This is a genomic window from Streptomyces sp. NPDC048361, assembly GCF_040651795.1.
Taxonomy (GTDB): domain Bacteria; phylum Actinomycetota; class Actinomycetes; order Streptomycetales; family Streptomycetaceae; genus Streptomyces.
On sequence record NZ_JBEZKW010000067.1, the window covers coordinates 1 to 19,505 of the forward strand.

Annotated in this window: 15 protein-coding genes and 1 pseudogene; 13 read left to right on the forward strand and 3 right to left on the reverse strand. The window is 68.6% G+C overall.

Annotation, left to right across the window (positions count from 1 at the left end):
- Positions 1-306 precede the first annotated feature (306 nt).
- The 11 genes from AB0D31_RS29045 (at position 307) to AB0D31_RS29095 (ending at position 14,778) form a co-directional block, all read left to right on the forward strand.
- Positions 307-1,020: a hypothetical protein gene (locus tag AB0D31_RS29045; RefSeq protein WP_362728579.1), complete on the forward strand. Its 714-nt coding sequence runs from the start codon at positions 307-309 to the stop codon at positions 1,018-1,020.
- 17 nt (positions 1,021-1,037) lie between these two features.
- Positions 1,038-3,680 carry a Helicase associated domain protein gene (locus AB0D31_RS29050; RefSeq protein WP_362728581.1) on the forward strand — a complete coding sequence of 881 codons (2,643 nt, stop codon included), beginning with the start codon at positions 1,038-1,040 and terminating at the stop codon, positions 3,678-3,680.
- Between the two features lie 171 nt (positions 3,681-3,851).
- Complete coding sequence (locus AB0D31_RS29055) at positions 3,852-4,556, forward strand: TnsA-like heteromeric transposase endonuclease subunit (protein ID WP_362728583.1); 705 nt, start codon at positions 3,852-3,854, stop codon at positions 4,554-4,556.
- 104 nt (positions 4,557-4,660) lie between these two features.
- The gene (locus AB0D31_RS29060) at positions 4,661-6,781 is read left to right on the forward strand and encodes a Mu transposase C-terminal domain-containing protein (protein ID WP_362728626.1); all 2,121 of its coding nucleotides are present in this window, start codon (positions 4,661-4,663) and stop codon (positions 6,779-6,781) included.
- Positions 6,778-7,794: an ATP-binding protein gene (locus tag AB0D31_RS29065; RefSeq protein ID WP_362728585.1), complete on the forward strand. Its 1,017-nt coding sequence runs from the start codon at positions 6,778-6,780 to the stop codon at positions 7,792-7,794. The genes AB0D31_RS29060 and AB0D31_RS29065 overlap by 4 nt, the downstream gene beginning before the upstream one ends.
- A gap of 106 nt (positions 7,795-7,900) precedes the next feature.
- Positions 7,901-10,654, forward strand: coding sequence for a helicase associated domain-containing protein (locus AB0D31_RS29070; RefSeq protein ID WP_362728587.1), 2,754 nt, complete (start codon positions 7,901-7,903; stop codon positions 10,652-10,654).
- Positions 10,651-10,833, forward strand: coding sequence for a hypothetical protein (locus AB0D31_RS29075; protein ID WP_362728589.1), 183 nt, complete (start codon positions 10,651-10,653; stop codon positions 10,831-10,833). The genes AB0D31_RS29070 and AB0D31_RS29075 overlap by 4 nt, the downstream gene beginning before the upstream one ends.
- A 121-nt stretch (positions 10,834-10,954) precedes the next feature.
- Complete coding sequence (locus tag AB0D31_RS29080; protein WP_362728591.1) at positions 10,955-11,896, forward strand: ABC-three component system protein; 942 nt, start codon at positions 10,955-10,957, stop codon at positions 11,894-11,896.
- Entirely contained in the window at positions 11,893-12,159 is a 267-nt protein-coding gene (locus AB0D31_RS29085) for an ABC-three component system middle component 6 (RefSeq protein ID WP_362728593.1), read from the forward strand. Before AB0D31_RS29080 ends, AB0D31_RS29085 begins: the two co-directional genes overlap by 4 nt.
- Positions 12,149-13,885 (forward strand): ABC-three component system protein, encoded by a 1,737-nt coding sequence (locus AB0D31_RS29090; protein ID WP_362728595.1) that lies wholly within the window; start codon positions 12,149-12,151, stop codon positions 13,883-13,885. Before AB0D31_RS29085 ends, AB0D31_RS29090 begins: the two co-directional genes overlap by 11 nt.
- Before the next feature lie 158 nt (positions 13,886-14,043).
- On the forward strand, positions 14,044-14,778 hold the full coding sequence (locus tag AB0D31_RS29095) for a hypothetical protein (RefSeq protein WP_362728597.1): 735 nt from the start codon (positions 14,044-14,046) through the stop codon (positions 14,776-14,778).
- A gap of 512 nt (positions 14,779-15,290) precedes the next feature.
- Here AB0D31_RS29095 and AB0D31_RS29100 read toward each other — a convergent pair.
- Positions 15,291-15,683: a hypothetical protein gene (locus tag AB0D31_RS29100; RefSeq protein WP_362728599.1), complete on the reverse strand. Its 393-nt coding sequence runs from the start codon at positions 15,681-15,683 to the stop codon at positions 15,291-15,293.
- 937 nt (positions 15,684-16,620) lie between these two features.
- A pseudogene (locus AB0D31_RS29105) lies at positions 16,621-16,881 on the reverse strand (IS5/IS1182 family transposase); the annotation flags it as partial.
- 164 nt (positions 16,882-17,045) lie between these two features.
- Between AB0D31_RS29105 and AB0D31_RS29110 the strand changes: the two are divergent.
- Together AB0D31_RS29110 and AB0D31_RS29115 are read left to right on the forward strand one after the other, a co-directional pair.
- Positions 17,046-17,687 (forward strand): sigma-70 family RNA polymerase sigma factor, encoded by a 642-nt coding sequence (locus tag AB0D31_RS29110; protein ID WP_362728601.1) that lies wholly within the window; start codon positions 17,046-17,048, stop codon positions 17,685-17,687.
- A gap of 522 nt (positions 17,688-18,209) precedes the next feature.
- Positions 18,210-18,530: a hypothetical protein gene (locus tag AB0D31_RS29115; RefSeq protein WP_362728603.1), complete on the forward strand. Its 321-nt coding sequence runs from the start codon at positions 18,210-18,212 to the stop codon at positions 18,528-18,530.
- A gap of 407 nt (positions 18,531-18,937) precedes the next feature.
- On the opposite strand, the gene AB0D31_RS29120 is transcribed toward AB0D31_RS29115, so the two are convergent.
- Positions 18,938-19,495 carry an XRE family transcriptional regulator gene (locus AB0D31_RS29120; RefSeq protein ID WP_362728605.1) on the reverse strand — a complete coding sequence of 186 codons (558 nt, stop codon included), beginning with the start codon at positions 19,493-19,495 and terminating at the stop codon, positions 18,938-18,940.
- Between the last annotated feature and the right edge of the window lie 10 nt (positions 19,496-19,505).

Here is a 19,505-nt window from a genome sequence, read left to right on the forward strand (position 1 = left end):
TCCGCTGCGCTCCAGGAGCGTCCAGTAGTTGGTCCTGGATCCGGCCCTCCGCTGGCGCTCCAGGCCGGCCGGGCGGGTCCGCTGCGCTCCCCCGCCCTCAACGGTCCTTCCGGCTGCGCCTCCAGTCCCTTCGGGCCCGCTGGCGCGGGCCTGGCTGGCTACGAGGAGGGGTGGCTGCTCGTTCGTGTCGAGTTCAGGTAGTGCATGCCTCTTTGTGATGCAGCATGTAGAGTTAGGGAAAAATAGTCACACCCTCAAGGCTGTGTGAGCTCGACAGGGTGAGCAGAGTCGATGAGGTGAATCGAAGTGACGATCAGGGAAAAGATTCCTGATGTGCTTACGCGCAGGGCTCAATCTTTCGTCCGAATCCACGGTTACCGGATTCCTGATACTGGTGTGGAGCAGCACCGGGCCCGGTGGCTGGAGCATGGAATCCCGGCAGCAGAGATTGACCGTGCTGTGGCGTATCAGGAAATCTGGGGCGGGATAGCCCTCCCTCCGTCTCTGCACTACGACGGTGGTCCCAGTTCGCTGAGTGCGGACGTTCCTGAGGGGTCGGAGGCGGAGGGCTGGTGGTTCGGGGCCGGGCTGCAGCGCACCGCGCTTCCCTACGCTTTCATGATTGGTCCCGAGGGGGAGTTCGGTATCCATGCCTGCACTTGGGTACCTCTGCATGGGAGCATCGCGGGGTGGGTGGAGTCGGTGGCCCTCGCGGATCATGCCCGCCGGTGCGCCCGCACTATCACCACGGTGACCGGTGAAGCGGTGGAGGCGCTGCAACTCGACGGCTTGGAACCGGTCTTGGAGGTTGCCGGACGTGCGGACACCTGGTGGCGAGGAGCTGACTCTCTTGTGGCCGTCTACCGCGGGGAAGCTGAGTGCATGTTGGCACCGCAGTGCCGGACGGCAACGGTCTACTCCGGGCTCGATGAATGGGGCCTTAAGGACTCGGCGTTTAAGAGATCACCTGCCATCGATGAGACATCGGGCTGCAGCGCCGCTCTCGGCAAGAGGAACTGATGACAGGACAGTTTGGAATGCAGAGAATCGTGCTCAGAGAGCACCAGGTGGATGCGACTGCGCGTATCCGTCACTGGGTCGGATTCCCTGCAAGGTCCTCTGTGCCCGCGAAAGGGGCGCGCGCCACGGTGGTGTCCGCCACGGGGTCTGGCAAGACGATCACGGCTGCGTGGGCTGCGCTGGAGTGCTTCCGTGGCGGGCGGATCCTCGTCATGGTCCCTACCCTCGATCTGCTCGTGCAGACCGTTCAGGCGTGGCGGAGGGTCGGTCACAGGGGGCCGATGGTCGGGGTGTGCTCGCTGGAGAAGGACGACGTCCTGGAGCAGTTGGGCGTACGGACCACCACGAACGCGATCCAGTTGGCGCTGTGGGCGGGGCATGGGCCGGTGGTCGTGTTCGCCACGTACGCCTCTCTCGTGGACCGCGACGACGCGGAGGACCCGTTGGGTCAGGGACGCGTTCGCGGGCCGCTGGAGGCTGCTCTGGCAGGCGGAGAGCGGCTGTACGGACAGACGATGGCCCCGTTCGACATCGCCGTCGTCGACGAAGCCCACTCAACCACGGGTGATCTTGGGCGGCCGTGGGCGGCGATCCACGACAACACCCGCATCCCGGCGGACTTCCGGCTCTACCTCACCGCCACCCCGCGCATCCTCGCCTCCCCTCGCCCGCAGAAGGGCAGGGACGGGCAGGAGCTGGAGATCGCGACCATGGCGTCCGATCCGGGCGGCCCGTACGGCGAGTGGATCTACGAGCTCGAACTGTCCGAGGCGATCGAGCGCGGCATCCTCGCCGGGTTCGAGATCGACGTGCTGGAGATCCACGACCCCTCCCCCGTCCAGGCACTATCAGAGGAGGCGCAGCGGGGCCGGCGGCTGGCGCTGCTGCAGACTGCGCTCCTGGAGCACGCCGCCGCGCGGAACCTGCGCACGGTCATGACCTTCCACCAACGGGTGGAGGAGGCGATGGCGTTCGCGGAGACGATGCCGCAGACGGCCGCCGAGCTGTACGCGGCCGAGGTCTCCGACGAGGCCCTGGCCGACGCGGACTTGCTGCCGAAGTCGTCGATCGATGCAGAGTTCTACCCGCTGGAGGCCGGCCGCCACGTGCCCCCGGACCGAGTGTGGGCGGCGTGGCTGTGCGGTGACCACCTCGTCGCCGAACGCCGGGAGGTCCTGCGCCAGTTCGCCGACGGCCTCGACGCCGGCAACAAGCGCGTGCACCGGGCGTTCCTGGCCAGCGTGCGGGTCCTGGGCGAGGGCGTCGACATCGTCGGCGAGCGGGGTGTGGAGGCGGTGTGTTTCGCCGACACCCGCGGCTCCCAGGTGGAGATCGTGCAGAACATCGGCCGGGCCCTGCGCCCGAACCCCGACGGCACGAACAAGGTGGCCAGGATCATCGTGCCCGTCTTCCTCCAGCCCGGCGAGGACCCGACCGGCATGGTCGCCTCCGCCTCGTTCGCACCCCTGGTAGCGGTCCTTCAAGGCTTGCGCTCACACTCCGAACGCCTCGTCGAGCAGCTCGCCAGCCGGGCGCTGAGCAGCGGGCGGCGGCAGGTGCACGTGAAGCGGGACGAGGACGGGCGGATCATCGGCACCACGGCCGAAAAAGAGGGCGGGCAGGACGAGAGCGAGGGCGCGGTGGAGTCAGCGCTGCTGCACTTCTCCACCCCGAGGGACGCGGCGACGATCGCGGCGTTCCTGCGCGCCCGGGTGTACCGGCCGCAGTCGTTGGTGTGGCTGGAGGGTTATCAGGCCCTGCTGCGCTGGCGGAAGAAGCACCACATTACCGGCCTGCACGCCGTCCCGTACGACACCGAGACCGAGGCCGGCGTCACCAAGGCGTTCCCGCTGGGGCGTTGGGTCCACCAGCAGCGGCGCACTTACCGTGCGGACGAACTCGATCCCCACCGCAAGATGCTGCTCGACGAAGCCGGGATGGTGTGGGAACCCGGCGACGAAGCCTGGGAGAACAAACTCGCAGCCCTGCGCTCCTTCCACCGCGCCCACGGCCACCTCGCCCCCAGACGCGACGCCGTATGGGGCGCCGCCGACAGCGAACTGGTCCCGGTCGGGGAACACATGGCCAACCTCCGCCGAAAAGACGGCCTCGGCAAGAACCCGCAGCGCGCCGCAACGCGGGCCGCGCAGCTGGCCGCGATCGACCCTGACTGGAACTGCCCCTGGCCACTGGACTGGCAACGCCACTACCGCGTCCTGGCCGAACTCGCCGCCGACGAACCAGGCGGCCACCTGCCCGACATCGCCCCCGGCGTCCTCTACGAGGGCGACGACCTCGGCAAATGGCTTCAGCGGCAATGCCGCAGCTGGGCGGAGCTCTCCGAGGGACAGCAGCAGCGGCTGACAGCGCTGGGCGTAACACCCGCCGAACCACCCGCCCTGGCCTCGGCGGCCAAGGGCACCGGGAAGCCATCAGCCTTCCAACGCGGCCTGGCAGCCCTCACCCAGTACATCCAGCGGGAAGGCAGAACCGTCGTTGGAAGGGCGCACATTGAGGAGTTGCCGGACGGTTCGGCGATCAGGCTGGGTGTGTTTCTGAGTAACCAGAAGTCCAGGCGTGACCGTCTGGATGCGGAGCAACGAGCAGCCTTCGCTCAGCTGGGCTACGCCTGGGCCGAAGAGCAGCCCGAGCGCGGCTGACAGCACGTCTGCGGGGTCAGGGACGCCTGGCAGAACCGGGATCTGGTCTCTGGCACGCGTTTCCCTTTGGCTTGTTACGCCCATTACCGGATGAGCCGACAAGACGTTTGGCTCTGTGTGCGGAGCGCGGAATGGGATGTGGCAAAGGCCGGGCCGGCCGATGTCAGAGCTGTGGACGTACGGTTCTTGGCTGCGGGCGGGACGACGGAGTGTTCGTCGTGGCAGGCGGCGGCCGCCGAAGTGCCCTTTGAGCAGTGTCCGCCTCTGAGGCCGTTTTCAGCCCGCAAGGGCAAGCGCATGGCGCCGGGATGGTGGTGGTCGGCGACCACCGGACGGCTCGTGCATTACGGGTCTGGGGCGATGCGGCTGCATCTGATGCTGCTCGACCGCGATCCACGCGTCCAAGGCCTGGCCAGTCGGCCGCTTGAACTGCGGTGGCGTGCGCCGGACGGGGTGCGTACGCATGTCCCGCAGGTGATGCTCCGGCTCACCGACGGCCAGGGGGTCTTGGCGGACTGCACCGCCAGAGGGGAGCTTTCTCGGCGGCAGCGGTCCCTCGCGGCGGTGGTCGGCGAGGTGTGTGCGGCGGTGGGCTGGCGGTACTGGGTGCTGGGTCCGGTCGATCTGGTGTACCGGCGCAACGTGACCTGGCTGTCCGGGTACCGGCATCCGCGGTACGAGGCAGGACAGCAGGCGGCGGCGGCGTTGCGGGAGTCGTTCGCCGACCGTACGCCGCTGTGGGAGGGCGTGCGCCGGGCCGGGGATCCGATGGTGGTCCTTCCCGCGCTGTTCCATGCTCTGTGGGCGGGGCGGTTGTCCGCGGATCTGGGCGCTCCGATGCATGAGCGGATGCTGGTGTGGGCGCCGGCGGCGTGATGGGGGCGAGGGGCCGGGGGTTCGGCGGGCCGGTGGTTGAGGTGGGGTCCCGGGTGCGGTTCGAGGGGCGGGTCTGGACGGTAGCGGCTCTCGCTGGCGGGCAGGTGCGGTTGATCGCCGAGGACGGCGAGGTGGCGACGCTGCTGCTGTCGCTGTTGTTCGCCGACGAGGGGTTCGAGGTTGTGGCTGCGCCCGCCGTCTGCCGGGTGCCGCCGCTGGGCTTGCTGGAGTCGTTGCCCGCGCCGGTGCGGGAGCGGGCGCTTGTCTGGGAGCGGCACGTGCGGGAGGTGGAGACGGGGCACCCCGGCGGATCCGGTGCGGCCGGCCCTGCGCGGGCTGAGTACGACCCGGAGATGCGGACGCTGGCGCAGCGGGAGGAGGCGAAGGCGGCAGAGTTGTCGGCGGCGGGTCTGGCGACCAGCGCGGTGACGGTGCGGCGGATGCGGGCCCGCTACCGCGACGGTGGGGTGTGGGGACTGGTGGATCAGCGGGCTGCCCGGCCCCGGTCGGCACTGGGGCGTGCGGATGAGCGGGTGGTGGCCGCCCTGCGGGAGGTATTGGAGGCCGGGCAGGAACGCTCCAGCGGGACGCTGGGGCGGCTTCGGATGTACACCGAACGGCTGCTGGCCGAGCGGCACGGCCACGGGGCGGTGCCGCTGCCGTCGGCTGCGACGTTCAATCGGCTCGTGCACGCCCTGGCCGACGGGCGCGGGCTGCTGGGCAGTGCGCGGCAACGCCGCTGGCGCTCGGCGCGGCCGGCTCCCCCGTTCGTGCCGACGACGGTGATGGCGCCGGGTGAGCTGGTGATGATGGACAGCACCGTGCTGGATGCCTTCGTGGTGCTCGACGACGGAGTGGTGGAGCGGCCCGAGTTGACCATCGCGCTGGATGTGGCGACCCGCAGTATCTGCGCGGCCGTGCTGCGCCCGAAGGGAACCCGCAGTGTGGACGCGGCGCACCTGCTGGCGCAGGTGATGGTCCCCGCGCCGATGCGGCCTGCCTGGCCCGAGGCGCTGGCGATGGAACGCTCAGTGATTCCCTACGAGCGGCTGCTGAGCGTGGACGCCCGCTTGGAAGGGGCCGCAGCGCGCCCGGTCATCACCCCGCGGACCGTCGTGGTCGATCAGGGCAAGGTGTTCGTCTCGTCCTCGTTCGTCGCCGCGTGCGGGTCGCTGGGCATTTCCCTGCAGCCAGCGCCGCCGGGCAACGGGCCGGCCAAAGGGCATGTGGAGCGCACGTTCTCCTCGATCAACACGCTGTTCGCCCAGCACGTGGCCGGCTACACGGGTTCCCACACCGGCGAGCGCGGCCGGGATACCGAAGGCGAGGCGGTATGGACGCTCGCCCAGCTGGACGACCTGCTGCAGGAGTGGATCATCTGCGGGTGGCAGGAGCGCGAGCACGACGGGCTGCGGCACCCGATGATGCCCCGCCGCGCTCTGTCGCCGAACGAGATGTGGGCGGCACTGGTCGCTGTGTGCGGATACGTCCCGGTGCCCTTAGGGCGCGAGGACTACATCGAGCTGATGCCCGTCAAGCGGCAGAAGATCAACGACTACGGCATCCGCATCGACTACCGCACCTACGACCATCAGGTCCTCAACCCCTACCGCGGCGAAGCCTCGCCGGCGGCGGACGGCCTGTGGGAGATCCACTACAACCCGCACGCTCCCGGCCAGATCTGGGTGCGCCTGCCCAAACCCGGCCAGCCGCGAGGGCACGGGTGGCAGACGGTGCCCTGGATCCACCACACCCTGGTCACCGCCCCGTTCACCGACTTCACCTGGCAGCACATCCGGCGCACCGTCGCCCAGCGCAGCAGCCGCGTCCAGCACGAACACGACCTGGCCCTCGCTCTGCGCGAGCTGCTGGAGCGCGCCGCCGCCGGACATGGCAGCCGCCGCGACAAGGTCGTCGCCGCCCGGGCCCGCGCCCACGGCGCCGCGAACGCAGACGGTGCGGTGTGGGGGCTTCTGTACGGCCAGCCGCCGCAGACGGAAGCCGACAGGCCCAGCGAGGACGACGCCCTCGGCCACGGTGAGGACCTTTTCGACGAAGACGAAGAGGAAGAGACAGCCGACGCAACGGGTGGTGGGTTCCAGCCTCTTGGGCCCGCCGACGCCAGAGGCGTTGCAGCGCCCGGGACCAAGGGCGACCAGGCACGTCCGGCGCGAGATTCCTCGGTCACGGTCTACGACCCCTTCGAGGAGTCGCTGCGTTGGTGAGCACCTTCTCCGACAACAGCGGCGGGTTTGTGCCCCTGGCGCCGCCAACCGTATGGCAGGGCTGGGACGCCTTCGTCCACCGGGCGCCGGCCCCTGCCCGGGACGCCGACGACGGCGCCTGGTCCCAGGCGGAGCGGGAGGACTACCACTCCGAGCTCGCCGTCATGCGCACCCCGGCCATGGACAGTGTCTTCACCAGCGTGCGACGGCTGCTGCTGGTCAACCGCCGCCAGCAGGCGGGCGCCAGGCGCGGTCTGATCATCTCCGGTCCGGCCACCACCGGGAAGACCACCACGATGATGGCGCTCGGGCGGTCCTTCCAACTGGCCGACCAGCGCCAGCACCCCGGCCGGGCAGAGCGCAGACCCGTGCTGTTCATCAGCGTGCCGCCGGCCGCCACCCCGAAGATGCTCGTCAGCGAGTTCGCCCGGTTCCTCGGCATGCCCATCACCGACCGCCTCAACCAGACCCAGATCACCGGCGCCGTGTGCGACCTGCTGTGCGAACTTGGCACCCAGCTGGTCCTCATCGACGACATCCACCTCCTGGACACCCAGCGGCGCGCCGGCGCGGAAACCTCCGACCAGCTGAAGTACCTCGGCGAACGCATCCCGGCCACCTTCGTGTACTCCGCGATCGACATCGAAACCTCCTCACTGCTCAGCGGAGTGCGCGGGGCCCAGATCGCCGGCCGGTTCAAGCTCTTCAGGCACCGGCCGCTGGCGTACGCGACCGAGCAGGACCGGGCCGTCTGGAACGACCTCGTGCAGGCCATGGAGAACCTGCTGCGGCTGCGCGCACACCGGACCGGAACCCTGGTCAAGCACTCCGCCTACCTCCACGCCCGCACCGCGGGCCGGATCGGCAGCCTCTCCCACCTCATCCGTGAAGCCGCCCTGGTCGCGATCACGGAAGGCACCGAGCGGATCACCAAGCAGCTGCTCGCCGAAGTCGAACTCGACGCGGCCGCCGAAGCCCAGGCCAGGCCGTCCCGGCCCGCACGGCGCACGTAGGGCATCTGCAATGGTGCACCGGTCCAGCACGCCCGCACCCGCACGCCTGCCCCGGAACAGACGAGCGGGGCGCGAACGGGCGGCATCCGGCAGCATCGTGCCCGCCATGGGCGGCGGCGCGGCAGGACGCATCGCCGCGCTGAACGGGGAGCTGACGCTGTCGTTCCTTACCAGGATCGCCGCCCGATACCACCTCGGGATCCGTGACGTGCTCGCCGCCGTCACCGACGTCGGCGGCCTGCAGAACCTCACCGGGATGCTGTACCCGGACAGCGAGATCCACCTCAACGCACAGGCCCGCGACCGGGTCGCCGCACTCTGCCATGTTCCGCAGCACGTGCTTGAGCAGGCGCTGCCCGCATGGACGCGGGAAGAGCCGAGCGGAAAGTACGGGATGGGCCCGGTCGGGCGGCTGATGCGCGGTGAGGAGGTCGTCGCCACATGGGGGCCGGCCTGCCCCGCATGCACCGCCGCCCGTACCGGACGAGAGGTGCCCGCCCGCCGGTACCTGGCACCCGAGCAGCGCGTCTGCGCACGCCACCGGTACTGGCTCCTGTACCTGCCCCACACCGGCGGGCTGACCGTCCCCCTCGGCCGGTGCCCGGAAGTGATCGAAGCCCAGCGGGGGCATGCCGGGTTGCTGCACCGCTCCCCCATCGGGGCGCAGGCGTTTGAGGTCGCTCGTGCCGTCACCAACTCCTGGTGGGAGCAGCCCTGGCCCCGCCAGGAACACGCCTGGCCGGCGCGCCTCGATGCCACACGCCCGGACGGCGCCGACCCCGGCTGGTGGAAGGTGGCGGCACGCGACCTGATCACCTATCCCGAGACCGTCGCCCTCGCCCGTCTGCTGGCCAGCCGCCCTCTGCAGCAACGCGCTGTTGCCGAATCGGGCGGCCATCCCCCCTACCGTCTTGGTGAGCTACCCGCTCTTCTGACCGAGGTCGCCCATGAGCTGCAGCGGTCGTGGCTCGTCCACCGCCTCGCCGCCGTCACCCACGGACCGCTGTTCACCTGGGCCCACTCCTGCGTACTAACCCGCGCCGACCCGACACCCGCGGCGCGGCAGAAGCTGTGGAAGGTGCATTCATCGCACCGGCCCCGCCCCCTCAGCGACCTCCTGCCTCCACCGGAATCACGCACCGACAGCGGCCAACCAGAACCACGGCCGGTCAAACGGCTTCGCGGCCACAGCCTCCAAGCCGAACGTGCCTTCGAGAGAAGCCTTGCGCACGCCCACGCCTACCACCAGCAGTTCGGGCACCTGGCCGTCCCCAAGGAAGACTCCTTAGGCGATTACCCGCTGGGCGCATGGCTGTCCAACCTGCGCACCCGCCACACCCGCGTGCCCGCCCACCAAGCCGCTGCCCTCCACGCGCTGTACCGGTGGTGGAACGCGCCCTGGAGCACGCTGTGGCAGCGCACTTGGCACCAAGCCCGCGATCACTCCGAAGCCCACGGCCCGCTCGAGCCGGCCCGCGGCTTCCCCACCACCGGCTACAGCCTGGGCGAATGGCTATACCTGCAGTGCACCCGCTACCCCACCCTCCACCCCGAACAACAACGCCTCCTCACCCAGATCGGCATCGACGCCGCCGCGGCGGCCGCCGCCCGGCCCAGACGACGCAACATGAGGGCCGGCGCCGAAGAGGCCCTCGCGCACGCCCGCTCCTACGCCGCCGAACACGGCAGCCTGGCCTCCGTGACCTCGGCAACCGTCCACGACGGTTTCCGCCTGGGACAGTGGCTCGCCAACCAACGCAACTATCAGCGCACCGGCCACCGGCCCCTGCCCGCCGGCCGCGCCCAGGCCCTCACCGCCATCGACCCCTGGTGGTGCCCGCCCTGGCACCTGAGGTGGCAGCGTCACTACTACCGCTCCCGCGACGCCGCGGCCGGCCGCCGCCTCCAGGCCGAGAACGGCTTCAATGCCCTCGACGACGCCGGTGCCGCCGACTGGCTGTGGCGCCAGTGCGCCACGTACGACGAGCTTCGCCCCGAACAGCAGCAACTCCTCACCGACATCGGCATCACTGCCGATGTGGCACGCAGCGCCCGGGAACACGCACGGACGACACCACCGAGACCGGCTGCCGCCCCGGCTCCGCAGACAGACAAGCCCAGCCCGGCCGGAAGGGGTGCGGATCCTGCCGCTTCCACCCATCGACGCCGCACACGGCGTGCCGCCGAACCCAAGCGTCCCCGCGAGCCCCGCAGCCGCCTCGGGCACCGCCCCGACCTGATGCCGGGCTTCGAAACAGCCCTGGCACACGCCCGCGCCTACGCAGCCGAACACGGGCACCTCGCAGCCCCCCGCGACACCCGGCACGACGGGTATCCGCTGGGGTGGTGGCTGTTCAGCCAGCGCAACCGGGCCAAACAACGCGCCCGCGACCGTCTGCCGCCCTCACCCCACCTGACCGAGCTCACCGCGATCGACCTCTGGTGGAACCCGCCCTGGAAAACCGAGTGGCAGCGCAACTACTACCGCGCCCGCAACCACATCGAAGCAGGCGAACCGTACGACCCCGTCGCCCGCATCCCCGCACCGAGCACCGCCCTGGGCAGCTGGACCACCCGCGCCTGCCTGACCTACCACCAGCTCCACCCCGACCAGCAGCACCTGCTGAACGCCATCGGCATCACCGCCCAGACAGCCGGACAGTGGCCGCCCAGTCCCCGGCCCCGGCCCCACGCCGAAGCCCTCCACCACGCCCGCACCTGGGCAATCGAACACGGCCACCTCTGCCCGCCGATCAAAACCGTCCGCAACGGCTTCCCCCTTGGCAAGTGGCTCGACAGCCAACGCCAACTCGCGAAGAAACGGGCCAGCCCCTCCCCACCCAGCAGATGCTCGCCATGATCGACCCCTGGTGGAACCCGCCCTGGCCCATCCTGTGGCAACGCACCTACCAGCAGGCACGAGCCGACCACCGCCACCCCACAACCCGCCACTGGCTCCAAAACCAGCAACGCGGCTGGCTCCTCCTCCACCCCCACCAACAACACCTCCTGGTCAGCATTGGCATGACGCCGACCTGACCATCCATCGCTCATCTCCCTTTACAGCGATGGGAGATGCGCCCCGATACGTGCGTGTACACAACCTTCCGCGCTTGATCGCACCCAGCTACGATGGCGTTCTTTGCGGTGAGGGGGACGGGTGAAGTTCGAGCAGCGAATGTACGCCCGTCTCAAGTTCCTCGATCTGATGGCAGACCTCTACGAATCTGCGTTCGAGGACTTCTTCCACCGGGTCATGGTCACGCGCCACCCGAATTTCCTAGATGTCCGGACCCACGGCAAGCTCGGCGATCAAGGTGCGGACGGACTCACCCTCCACAGTCGCAAGCTCTACGCCTGCTACGCCCCGCAGACGGGAGGCGCCTCCGCCGTCAAGACGAAGTTCACCAAGGACCTGGCCAGCGCCGTGAGACAGCGCGATGGACAGTTCGACACCTTCGTCTTCGTCCATAACGACCGGCGAGGGATCCACCCTCAGGTCGCGACCATGCTCTCTACCGCAGACTCTGACCACCCGGCCCTGGATTTCGAGCAGATGGGCACCCGCCACATATGGCAAGAGTGCATGGGCCTCGACCTAGCCCTCGCCGAAGACGTTCTGGGCTGCGAGATCCCGGTCAAACCCACCGTGTATGGAATGGGCATGGACGACCTGGCACCGCTGCTACAGCATCTCAAGGAACTGCGGGCCGAGGCCGATCCGCTCATGGAACTGCCCCAGGTGCGCGAAGAGAAGCTCGACTTCAACCAACTCCGGGGCGAGTCGCGTGACGCGCTGCTGCGCGGCATGCGGCACACCCCTCTGGTGGAGGCCTTCTACGCCGGGGGCATCCGGACTCTGGAACACGACGAGGTCGCACGCGGATTCCGTATTTTCTACGAACAGGTGCGCCAGGAGTATCGGGACCCCGACGACGTGCTGTGGCAGCTGGAGATGTACGTCCTAGGTAATGAGCGCCAGCGGCCCCAGGTGCACCGGGCGGCATGGGTTGTCCTGGCGCACTTCTTCTTCCGCTGCGACATCTTCGAGGCACCTCCCAGCGACTGGAGCCCGGCAGGGCTGGTGAGTACGCAGCCATGATCACACCCACCAAAGGGATCGCACCGGACCGCTGCCTGCTCGCGGTAGGCGCCCAAGTCCTCCTTCAGCTGGACGAGCCGCGGACTGTGAGCCAGACCTGGGCGCGGCTGAAGGCCTGGCGTCGGGAGCACCACCACTACTCCCCGGTATCGTTCGGCTGGTTCGTCCTGTCCCTGGACGTCCTGTACGGGATCGGTGCGGTCGAACTGCACGACGACCTCCTTGTCGTTAGGAATGCAGATGCTGCGTCGCTTGAGCGCTGACGATTCCCGGTTCAAGGAGATCGCCTTCCAAGGCGGCCTGAACCTGCTGCTCGCCGACAAGACCGAAGCCTCCACGTCCACCGACAGCCGTAACAGCGCCGGCAAGTCCAGCACGGTCGAGCTCGTCCACTTCCTGCTCGGCGCGAGTGGGAGCACCCGCAACCCGTTCACCAAGCGGGCGCTGCGATCAATCACCTTCGGCCTGGACCTGGACTGGCCAGACGTGACCGAGACGCTGGAGGTACGACGCAGCGGCGCACGGCCAGCGTTCGTCACCCTCCAACCCGACGTGACCGCACCCGACCCGGACTCCCTGTTCGCCCTCGAGACGCAAGGCCAGGCCGAGGTCCCCATCGAGCAGTGGAACCATCTGATCGAGCACAGGCTGTTCGGACTGCGTGGCGACCACCCCGGCGTCAGCGGCCGGACCTTGCTCTCCTATCTCGCGCGCCGGGTCTCGGCCCACGGCTTCAACGAAGCCGGACGCACCTTCTCCCGCCAGCCCGCCGCCGATGCCACCACCAACCTGGCCTACCTGCTCGGCCTGGACTGGCAGCTGGCTGACGGATACCGGCAGCTCGCCGCCCGCGATGCCACTCGCAAACAGCTCCGCAAGGCTGTCAACGACCCCGTTTGGGGACAGATCGTCGGTTCCACCGCGGACCTGCGTGGCCAGATCGCGCTGGCCGAGGCCCAGGTCGAACGCCTGCAGGGCCAGGTCGCCGCTTTCCAGGTCGTACCCGAGTACGAGCACCTCAAGGACCAGGCCGACGAGCTCAGTCGCCGTATCAAACAGCTTTCCCAGGACGATGTCATCGAGCAGTACAACCTCGACGAACTGCAACAGGCAGTCATCGAGACAGCCGACGTCGACACCCAGTACCTCCAGCCCGCCTACCGTGAGCTCGGCATCGTTCTCAGTGACCAGATCCGCCGCAGGTTCCAGGAGGTCGAGGCCTTCCATCACTCCATCGTGCGCAACCGGCGCCGCTTCCTGGAGGAAGAGATCAGCGAGCTCACCACACGGCTCGCCGAGCGCCGTACTGAGCGCGCCCGCTTGGGTGAGGAACAGGCACAACTGCTGCGCCAGCTCGACGAAGGCGGCGCTCTGGAAGCGCTGACGTCCCTCCAGCAGGCCCTCGCCCGCGAGCAAGCGGCCCTGGGAGCCCTGCGCCACCGCTACGACGCAGCCCAGACCCTGGAGTCCAGCTCCCGCCAGATCACCGCCAAACGCATCCAGCTTCAACAGGCCGTCGAGACCGATCTCGACGAACGCGAACAGCAGACCCGCGAAGCCACCCTGCTGTTCTCCCGTTTCGCCCAGGCCCTCTACGGGCCCCGCGAGGCCTTCCTGGCCATCCAGGCCGGACGCGAGAGCCTGACGATCACCCCGCGCATCGACAGCGACAACAGCCGCGGCATCGGCAACATGGTCATCTTCTGCTTCGACCTCACCCTTGCTGTCCTCGCCCACCGACACGGACGCGGCCCAGACTTCCTCATCCACGACAGCCACCTCTACGACGGCGTCGACGACCGGCAACTCAGAGCCGCCCTGCAACTCGCCGCAGACGTCACCCGCGAAGAGACCATGCAGTACATCGCCACCCTCAACACCGACGACCTCGCCAAAGCAACCCGCCTGGGCTTCAACGCCGAGCCGTACACCCTCGAAACCGTCCTGACCGACTCCCCCACTGGCGGACTCTTCGGCTTCCGCTACTGACCTCTTCCACGCACTTACGCCCAGCGTCACCTTCGGTGCGCAAGCAACTCCCTTGGCGCCCGCGCATGCCCCGGAGGTACTCCTTATGGGGCCTCACCATCGTCACGGAGGAGGAGCAGATGCCTGGTCTTGGATGGGAGGACTGGACAGTCGCGAAAGTGGATCCGAACCGTCTGCCGGCCGACTGGGGCTGGAAGGTCACACGCCCCTCAGGCCGTGGCTTCGACGACGACCCCGCCGACTACGCCGCCGCCCTGCGGGACCGCCGCAGCATCCTCATCGAGGAAACACCCGACGTGCCGCTGCGGCGCCGCAAGCAGCCATGGCACCACGCGGCACCACATGCATCAGGTGCCAACTACTTGCCCTTCGCGACCGAGATTCCGTTCGGGCTGTGGATCGTCAGTCTCGTCCCGAACGACGACGAGGAACGCTCCGGACGAACGTGGGGCCAAAGAATTTGGTTCCGAGTACCGGCCTGGTGGGCGCTGGGTCCTCAAGGACGAACAACGGCAGCACTGCTCACCCGACTGGAAACGCTGACGTGGGACGAAGTCCTCACCCTGCGCCGCTCCTACAACAAGGCGTGGCCGACCGATCGCGAAGATCCAGCGTGGTACGAGGCCCAGGACCTCGCCAGGACCACCGACCGAGCCACGCTGAAGAACGCGCTGATCAAGCACACAGAAGCAGCACTGGGCCGAGCAGCCCGCATCCATGGCAAGCGCGTACGGAACTTTTCAGACGAACAGAAAACTGTGTGCTTCGCCGCCACGGCCCTCGCCCTCGAAGACCTCTCTCCCAGCCTCGCTCACCGCCTCCTCAGTCCGCTCCGTATCGCACTCGGCGACGTCCACAGCCACCCCGTCCCCACATGGGCCGACAGCCTGTGACCCGCCCCCGTACTGGCCAGCCGAACAGCGTGCCAAGACCGGCGCTCGCTGCGCTGGCGAAGTAGACCGCCCGGCCTGACCGACGCGACGTGGCTACCGAGGGCGCTCCACCACTGCTGTTACGTGGGGGTCGTGTCCGGCAGATCTACCTCAGGGGCCGGGCGGTTCGGGGTAGAACTGGCGGCGGTCCGGTCCGTCACCGCGACGCCGTGCGGACCGAACCCGGCCATCACTGCCTTAGCTCCAGTCCTGGCTTTCGGGCGGGGAGTAGTTCGGTTGCCGTCGGCCAGAGCTTCTGCCCGGCAGAGGCCAGGTTCCAGACTGAGTGCCGTCCTGCCATGCCGTTCGTCTCCGCCGGCCCCAGTTCCGCCGACTTCTTCCTGCCCTGCGCACGCACGACCGCCGTCTGCATCCTCCGCCGCGATCACCTGAGCCATCCGCCGCACGCAGCTCTCCGCACGCACCAGCATCGGATCGGCACACCTGCCCTTCAGGCTCGCCGGTTCCCGGCATCAGTACCTGGCCGACGGACCCTCGGTCTCATCGTCATCGGGCTTCTGTCGTCCCTCCACCAGCTGATCGATCTCCTGGGGAACCCAGTACAGCGCGTTCAGAACCAGACCCCATGCCCGGTCCCGCAGCTCCTCCGGCACCTCGTTCTCAATCTTCTCCTCAAGACTGTCGATCTTGGAGTGGACGTCATCCTCGGTTCCCGTGGTCGGTGCGGTTGCCACTGCCCACACCAGTCGGCCCGCCCCGGCCGCCGCTCGGCCTATGCTCCCGAGCACCGATCCCACATCCATCTGCGCTCCGTACCTTGCCGGTTGGTGTACTGCCACAGCGAGAACTGCCTCAGTTTGCGGGGCGAGCCTAGCCGTGATTCCAACGGCCTCGAGGTACATCACGACGTTGACCGCAGCCCCGGTCCGCTCCGCGACTGAACTCCACGAGGCATGGACACCGCCCCGTACAGAGCCAACATCAACACCACAACCAGCGCATAAGAACACTCAACGAAACTGATCACCACTCGGGCAAACTGACCACAGCTGACCAATGCTCACTCGACCTGACCAAGTGGCAGCTCAGCACGCAGCCCACGCGCTCATCTCCCCTGCCACCCAGCCGTCGCACCAGGGCTTGAAGCACTACCACCACCAGAAACCAAACTGATCAGCCCAGGCCAAACCACGACCTACTGACCAGAAAAACCGCCCCTGGACAGTGCCGCGCTTGCCGAGCTCGGACTCGAATGGGGATAGCCGGTGGCCGGGCGCGGATTGAGGGGCCTCTCGGGATCCGGCCGGAGCAGGGAGACGCCCCGGACTGGTTTGGGGCGGGCCCGGAGCGCCTCGCTGTACAGGCCGGACTCGGGGTGGATGCCGACCTGCACGGACCCCTCCGCGTCCTGTCCTGAATCAGGAGGGCCGGGGCCAACCCGAGCCTAACCGCCAGGACTCAACCACCCAGCCACAGGCCCCCTGAAGATATCCGGGCCAGACCTCACCGACTGCCTTCGTCCTGGTCTTCACCAACCAGCGCTGCCCACCATCCACGCAAGCCCCATACAGCGTTAGGCGCTGCCCGAGGCAACGGCCGCGCGGAAAACTCCTGAGCCATCAAAGCCGCCGAGCCGCGCTGGCCGCGGCGCCAGTGACGGCTGTGACACGTCGAGTCGCAGTAGCGGCGATTGAGGCCGGCGCGCACGGAAGTACGTGAGGGGCCGCGGAGGGCCCTCCACGGCCCCCTCCACCCTTTCCGGCGCCGCGCCCGTCGAGCCGGAGAACTGCGCGGCCGCCCACCCTGGGCCCGACGCTCCCTCACCTCTGTCCGGCTGTCGCGTGCATGGAGGTGTCGGCGCCGCAGGTGGCTACGGATGGCGCGGGAGCAGTCGGCCAGCACGGCGAAGGGCCGGGTCCGTGGTTTTCCAGGGCTTTGCGGGGCACGCGGATGCGGGACATCCCGCTCTCGAAGGCAAGTGTGTGGCCGCCCTGACCTGCGGTGACGGAGAAGGCCAGGGGCCGTGGCCCGTGGTCCGCGGCTGCGTGGACTTTTAGTGCTCAGTCCGCCACGGGGGCGTCCAAGAGCGTGATCGGCAGGCTCGCCGGGACCGGCCCGAAGGGTGTGATGCGGGTCACAACTCTGCTTGCTAACACGTAAAGGTCCCAGCGCGTGTGGTGTGTACGGGCCCGGATCGGTTCTCGCACTTCCTGTCCGCGGCGGAGCCGCCCGTCATCCGTCGACGATTTGAGAGGGACAACCCGAGCGTGAAGAAGAAGATCCCAGGGGTGAGGGTCCCCCATCAAAGCCCTCCGTCTGAGGTGCTTGGGGCTCTCGGCTCCGAGGAGGGGCTGCCGCCCGAGTCCAGGGAGCAGTGGGCGTATGTGATTGCCCATCAGGCGGATCTGCGTCGCTATGCGGGACGGGTGATCGGACGCCTGGATGGCTTCGGGCCGCGCATCGTCTTTAACGCGGCGCTGTTGAAGGTATACAACACGTTGAAGAACGGGCCGGTCGACAACGTCCGGACTTACTTTATGCGGGTCGCGAGCAATGAGGCGATCGACTACTACCGTCAGCTGGCCAGGACTCGCAAGCACGAGATCAGTGCGGGCGAGGACATGTCCCTGGTGCAGCAGGACCACGCGTTCGGTGATCTCGGGGTCGATAAGCGCCAGCAGATGAATCGGTACGTCGAGAGCTTGCGGTCCGAACTGACCGAGCAGGAGTTGACGGCGTTCGTCCTGACGAAGTTCGACGGTTTGAGCGCCAATGAGGTTGCGGCGGCCATGTCGGAGCTTGACGGAGAGATGACGGCATCTAACGTCCGGCAGGCGGTTTGGCGGGCGCGGCGGAAGCTCCGGACGGAAGGCGCCCTGGCGCGGCTCGGCCTCGCGGTCGCGGACTAACGGCGAACAACGCCCCTAGGGTGCGCGGCACACCAGCTCTGGTGGTCCGCGCGCCCAGGGGGCGGGACAGTTCCCCGCTCTTTCCGGAGGCCGGACTAGGTGAAGGGTTCGCTCATGGTGGACAGGTTCAAGCTCTGGTGCGCGGGAGTCGTAGTGACTCTCGCCAGGGCACTTGCACGACTCAAGGACGGGGTGGCGATCAGTGTCGCCATCCCAGTCCAGCAGCTGTGGTTGGCATTGAGGCAAGGCGGCACGACCCGCAACGAGCGCAGGCTGGCATGGGCCGGGCATGGAGGGACTGCCCAGCCAACGGATATCCGCGACGCGCGGTGATGTCGCTCGCAACGAGCCAGCCACGGGGGGTCTGACTAGTTGCGACACGAATTGGGCCGGGGACCCAACACAAGGTCTCCGGCCCTCGTGGTGTCTGTACCGGACCGCAACGGACCGGCACCGACCGCCCGGCCAGCCTGGAGAACCCCGGGCGACGGGACCTGCCACACCACACCAAGGACAACCCCGATGACGAGCATCCCCCAGCCCGGCGGCCACACCCCGGAGCTCCCCGCCTACGACGCCCTCATCACGGCCGCCGAGCGCGAGATCGCCCGCCAGAAGCTCATGGCCAAGCAACTGCGGCGCGCTCGCCGCCGAGCCAAGCGCGCCGAGGCCGCCCGAGCGCTCCGCGCCTACAGCCGGGCCGGTTTCTTCTGGCTCGGCAACACGGCCGTCGCCGCGTCGATCGTCTGCTTCTGCCTCGGCGAGAGCGCGTTGGCCACCGACTTGGCGAAGCTCGCCCTCACCGCATGGCTCGGCGCGATCCAACTCCCGCCCCGACGCTGACGAGTACGCAAGGCGCCCCGCAGGGAGTGATGCCCCGGTGCCCCAACGGACCGCGGCATCGCCATGCTCACGAGGCGGGCATGGTGTGAATGCTCGCAAACAGCCGGACAGGACGCTATCCAGCTCCACCGCACAGCTGTGGGCATGCGTCGTCGAGTTCCCTCCAACGAGGAGGGATGCCTGTCGAGGCTCGTGGCTCCGGTGTACGGCCGACGGCGTGCCGGCCGGTTCGGGCTTGCCGTCTTGGCGTCGGCCTCAGGGCGCTTTGCGCTCTGTACCCCTCCCTCCCGGGAGCTATAAGTCGACGGCACCCCGCTGGCCGCCTCGGTCACCGGGCTCGCGGTGGCCGGAGATGTGGTCGGGTAGCCGGATCACAGGAGAGCTCCTGGACGATGGACGGGCGGCTGCTACAGGTCGAACTCCAAGTGCTCCACGTCCGTGAACCGCACCTCCTCAAGGCTTCCGGCGCGGCGGCCGCCGTCCTGGAAGTACACCTCCTTGAGCGCTTCGGCCGCGATCTCCTTGAGCTCGCGGTCGCTGGCACCGGCCTCCTGGGCCTCGAAGAGGCGGGCGGCGTAGCGGGGCGGCAGGGCGACGGTCAGGTGCCGGATGCGGTCCTGGTCCGTCGACCCGATCGGCGCGGTATAGCCCATGCGGGCCCGGGTGTCGATGACGATGCCGCCGGTGCTGGCCGCCTTCTCGCGGGCCTTGGCCCGGATCTGCGGCTGCCACCGCTTCTTCACCTCGCGCTCCAGGCGCGTGCCGAGGTCCGGACGGGGCTTTTTGATCTGGCCTTTGACATACCGCTCGACGGTGCGCTGGGAGATCCCCAGCAGCTGGGCGACCGCCCTGGTGCCCCCCAGCTGCTTGACCAAGTACCGCATCTGCGCGCCCGCGGACTTGGGCGCCGGGCGGGTGAACGCCTTCTGCACCGCGGCGTCCAGGCCGTCCCCGAACAGGCTCATCGTCGCCTTC

Bases quoted from the DNA above. Each gene is read 5' to 3' on its own strand.
- AB0D31_RS29050 (WP_362728581.1), top strand. From the start codon at position 1,038: ATGCAGAGAATCGTGCTCAGAGAGCACCAGGTGGATGCGACTGCGCGT.
- AB0D31_RS29070 (WP_362728587.1), top strand. From the start codon at position 7,901: ATGGGCGGCGGCGCGGCAGGACGCATCGCCGCGCTGAACGGGGAGCTG.
- AB0D31_RS29075 (WP_362728589.1), top strand. From the start codon at position 10,651: ATGATCGACCCCTGGTGGAACCCGCCCTGGCCCATCCTGTGGCAACGC.
- AB0D31_RS29085 (WP_362728593.1), top strand. From the start codon at position 11,893: ATGATCACACCCACCAAAGGGATCGCACCGGACCGCTGCCTGCTCGCG.
- AB0D31_RS29115 (WP_362728603.1), top strand. From the start codon at position 18,210: ATGACGAGCATCCCCCAGCCCGGCGGCCACACCCCGGAGCTCCCCGCC.
- AB0D31_RS29120 (WP_362728605.1), bottom strand. From the start codon at position 19,495: ATGAGCCTGTTCGGGGACGGCCTGGACGCCGCGGTGCAGAAGGCGTTC.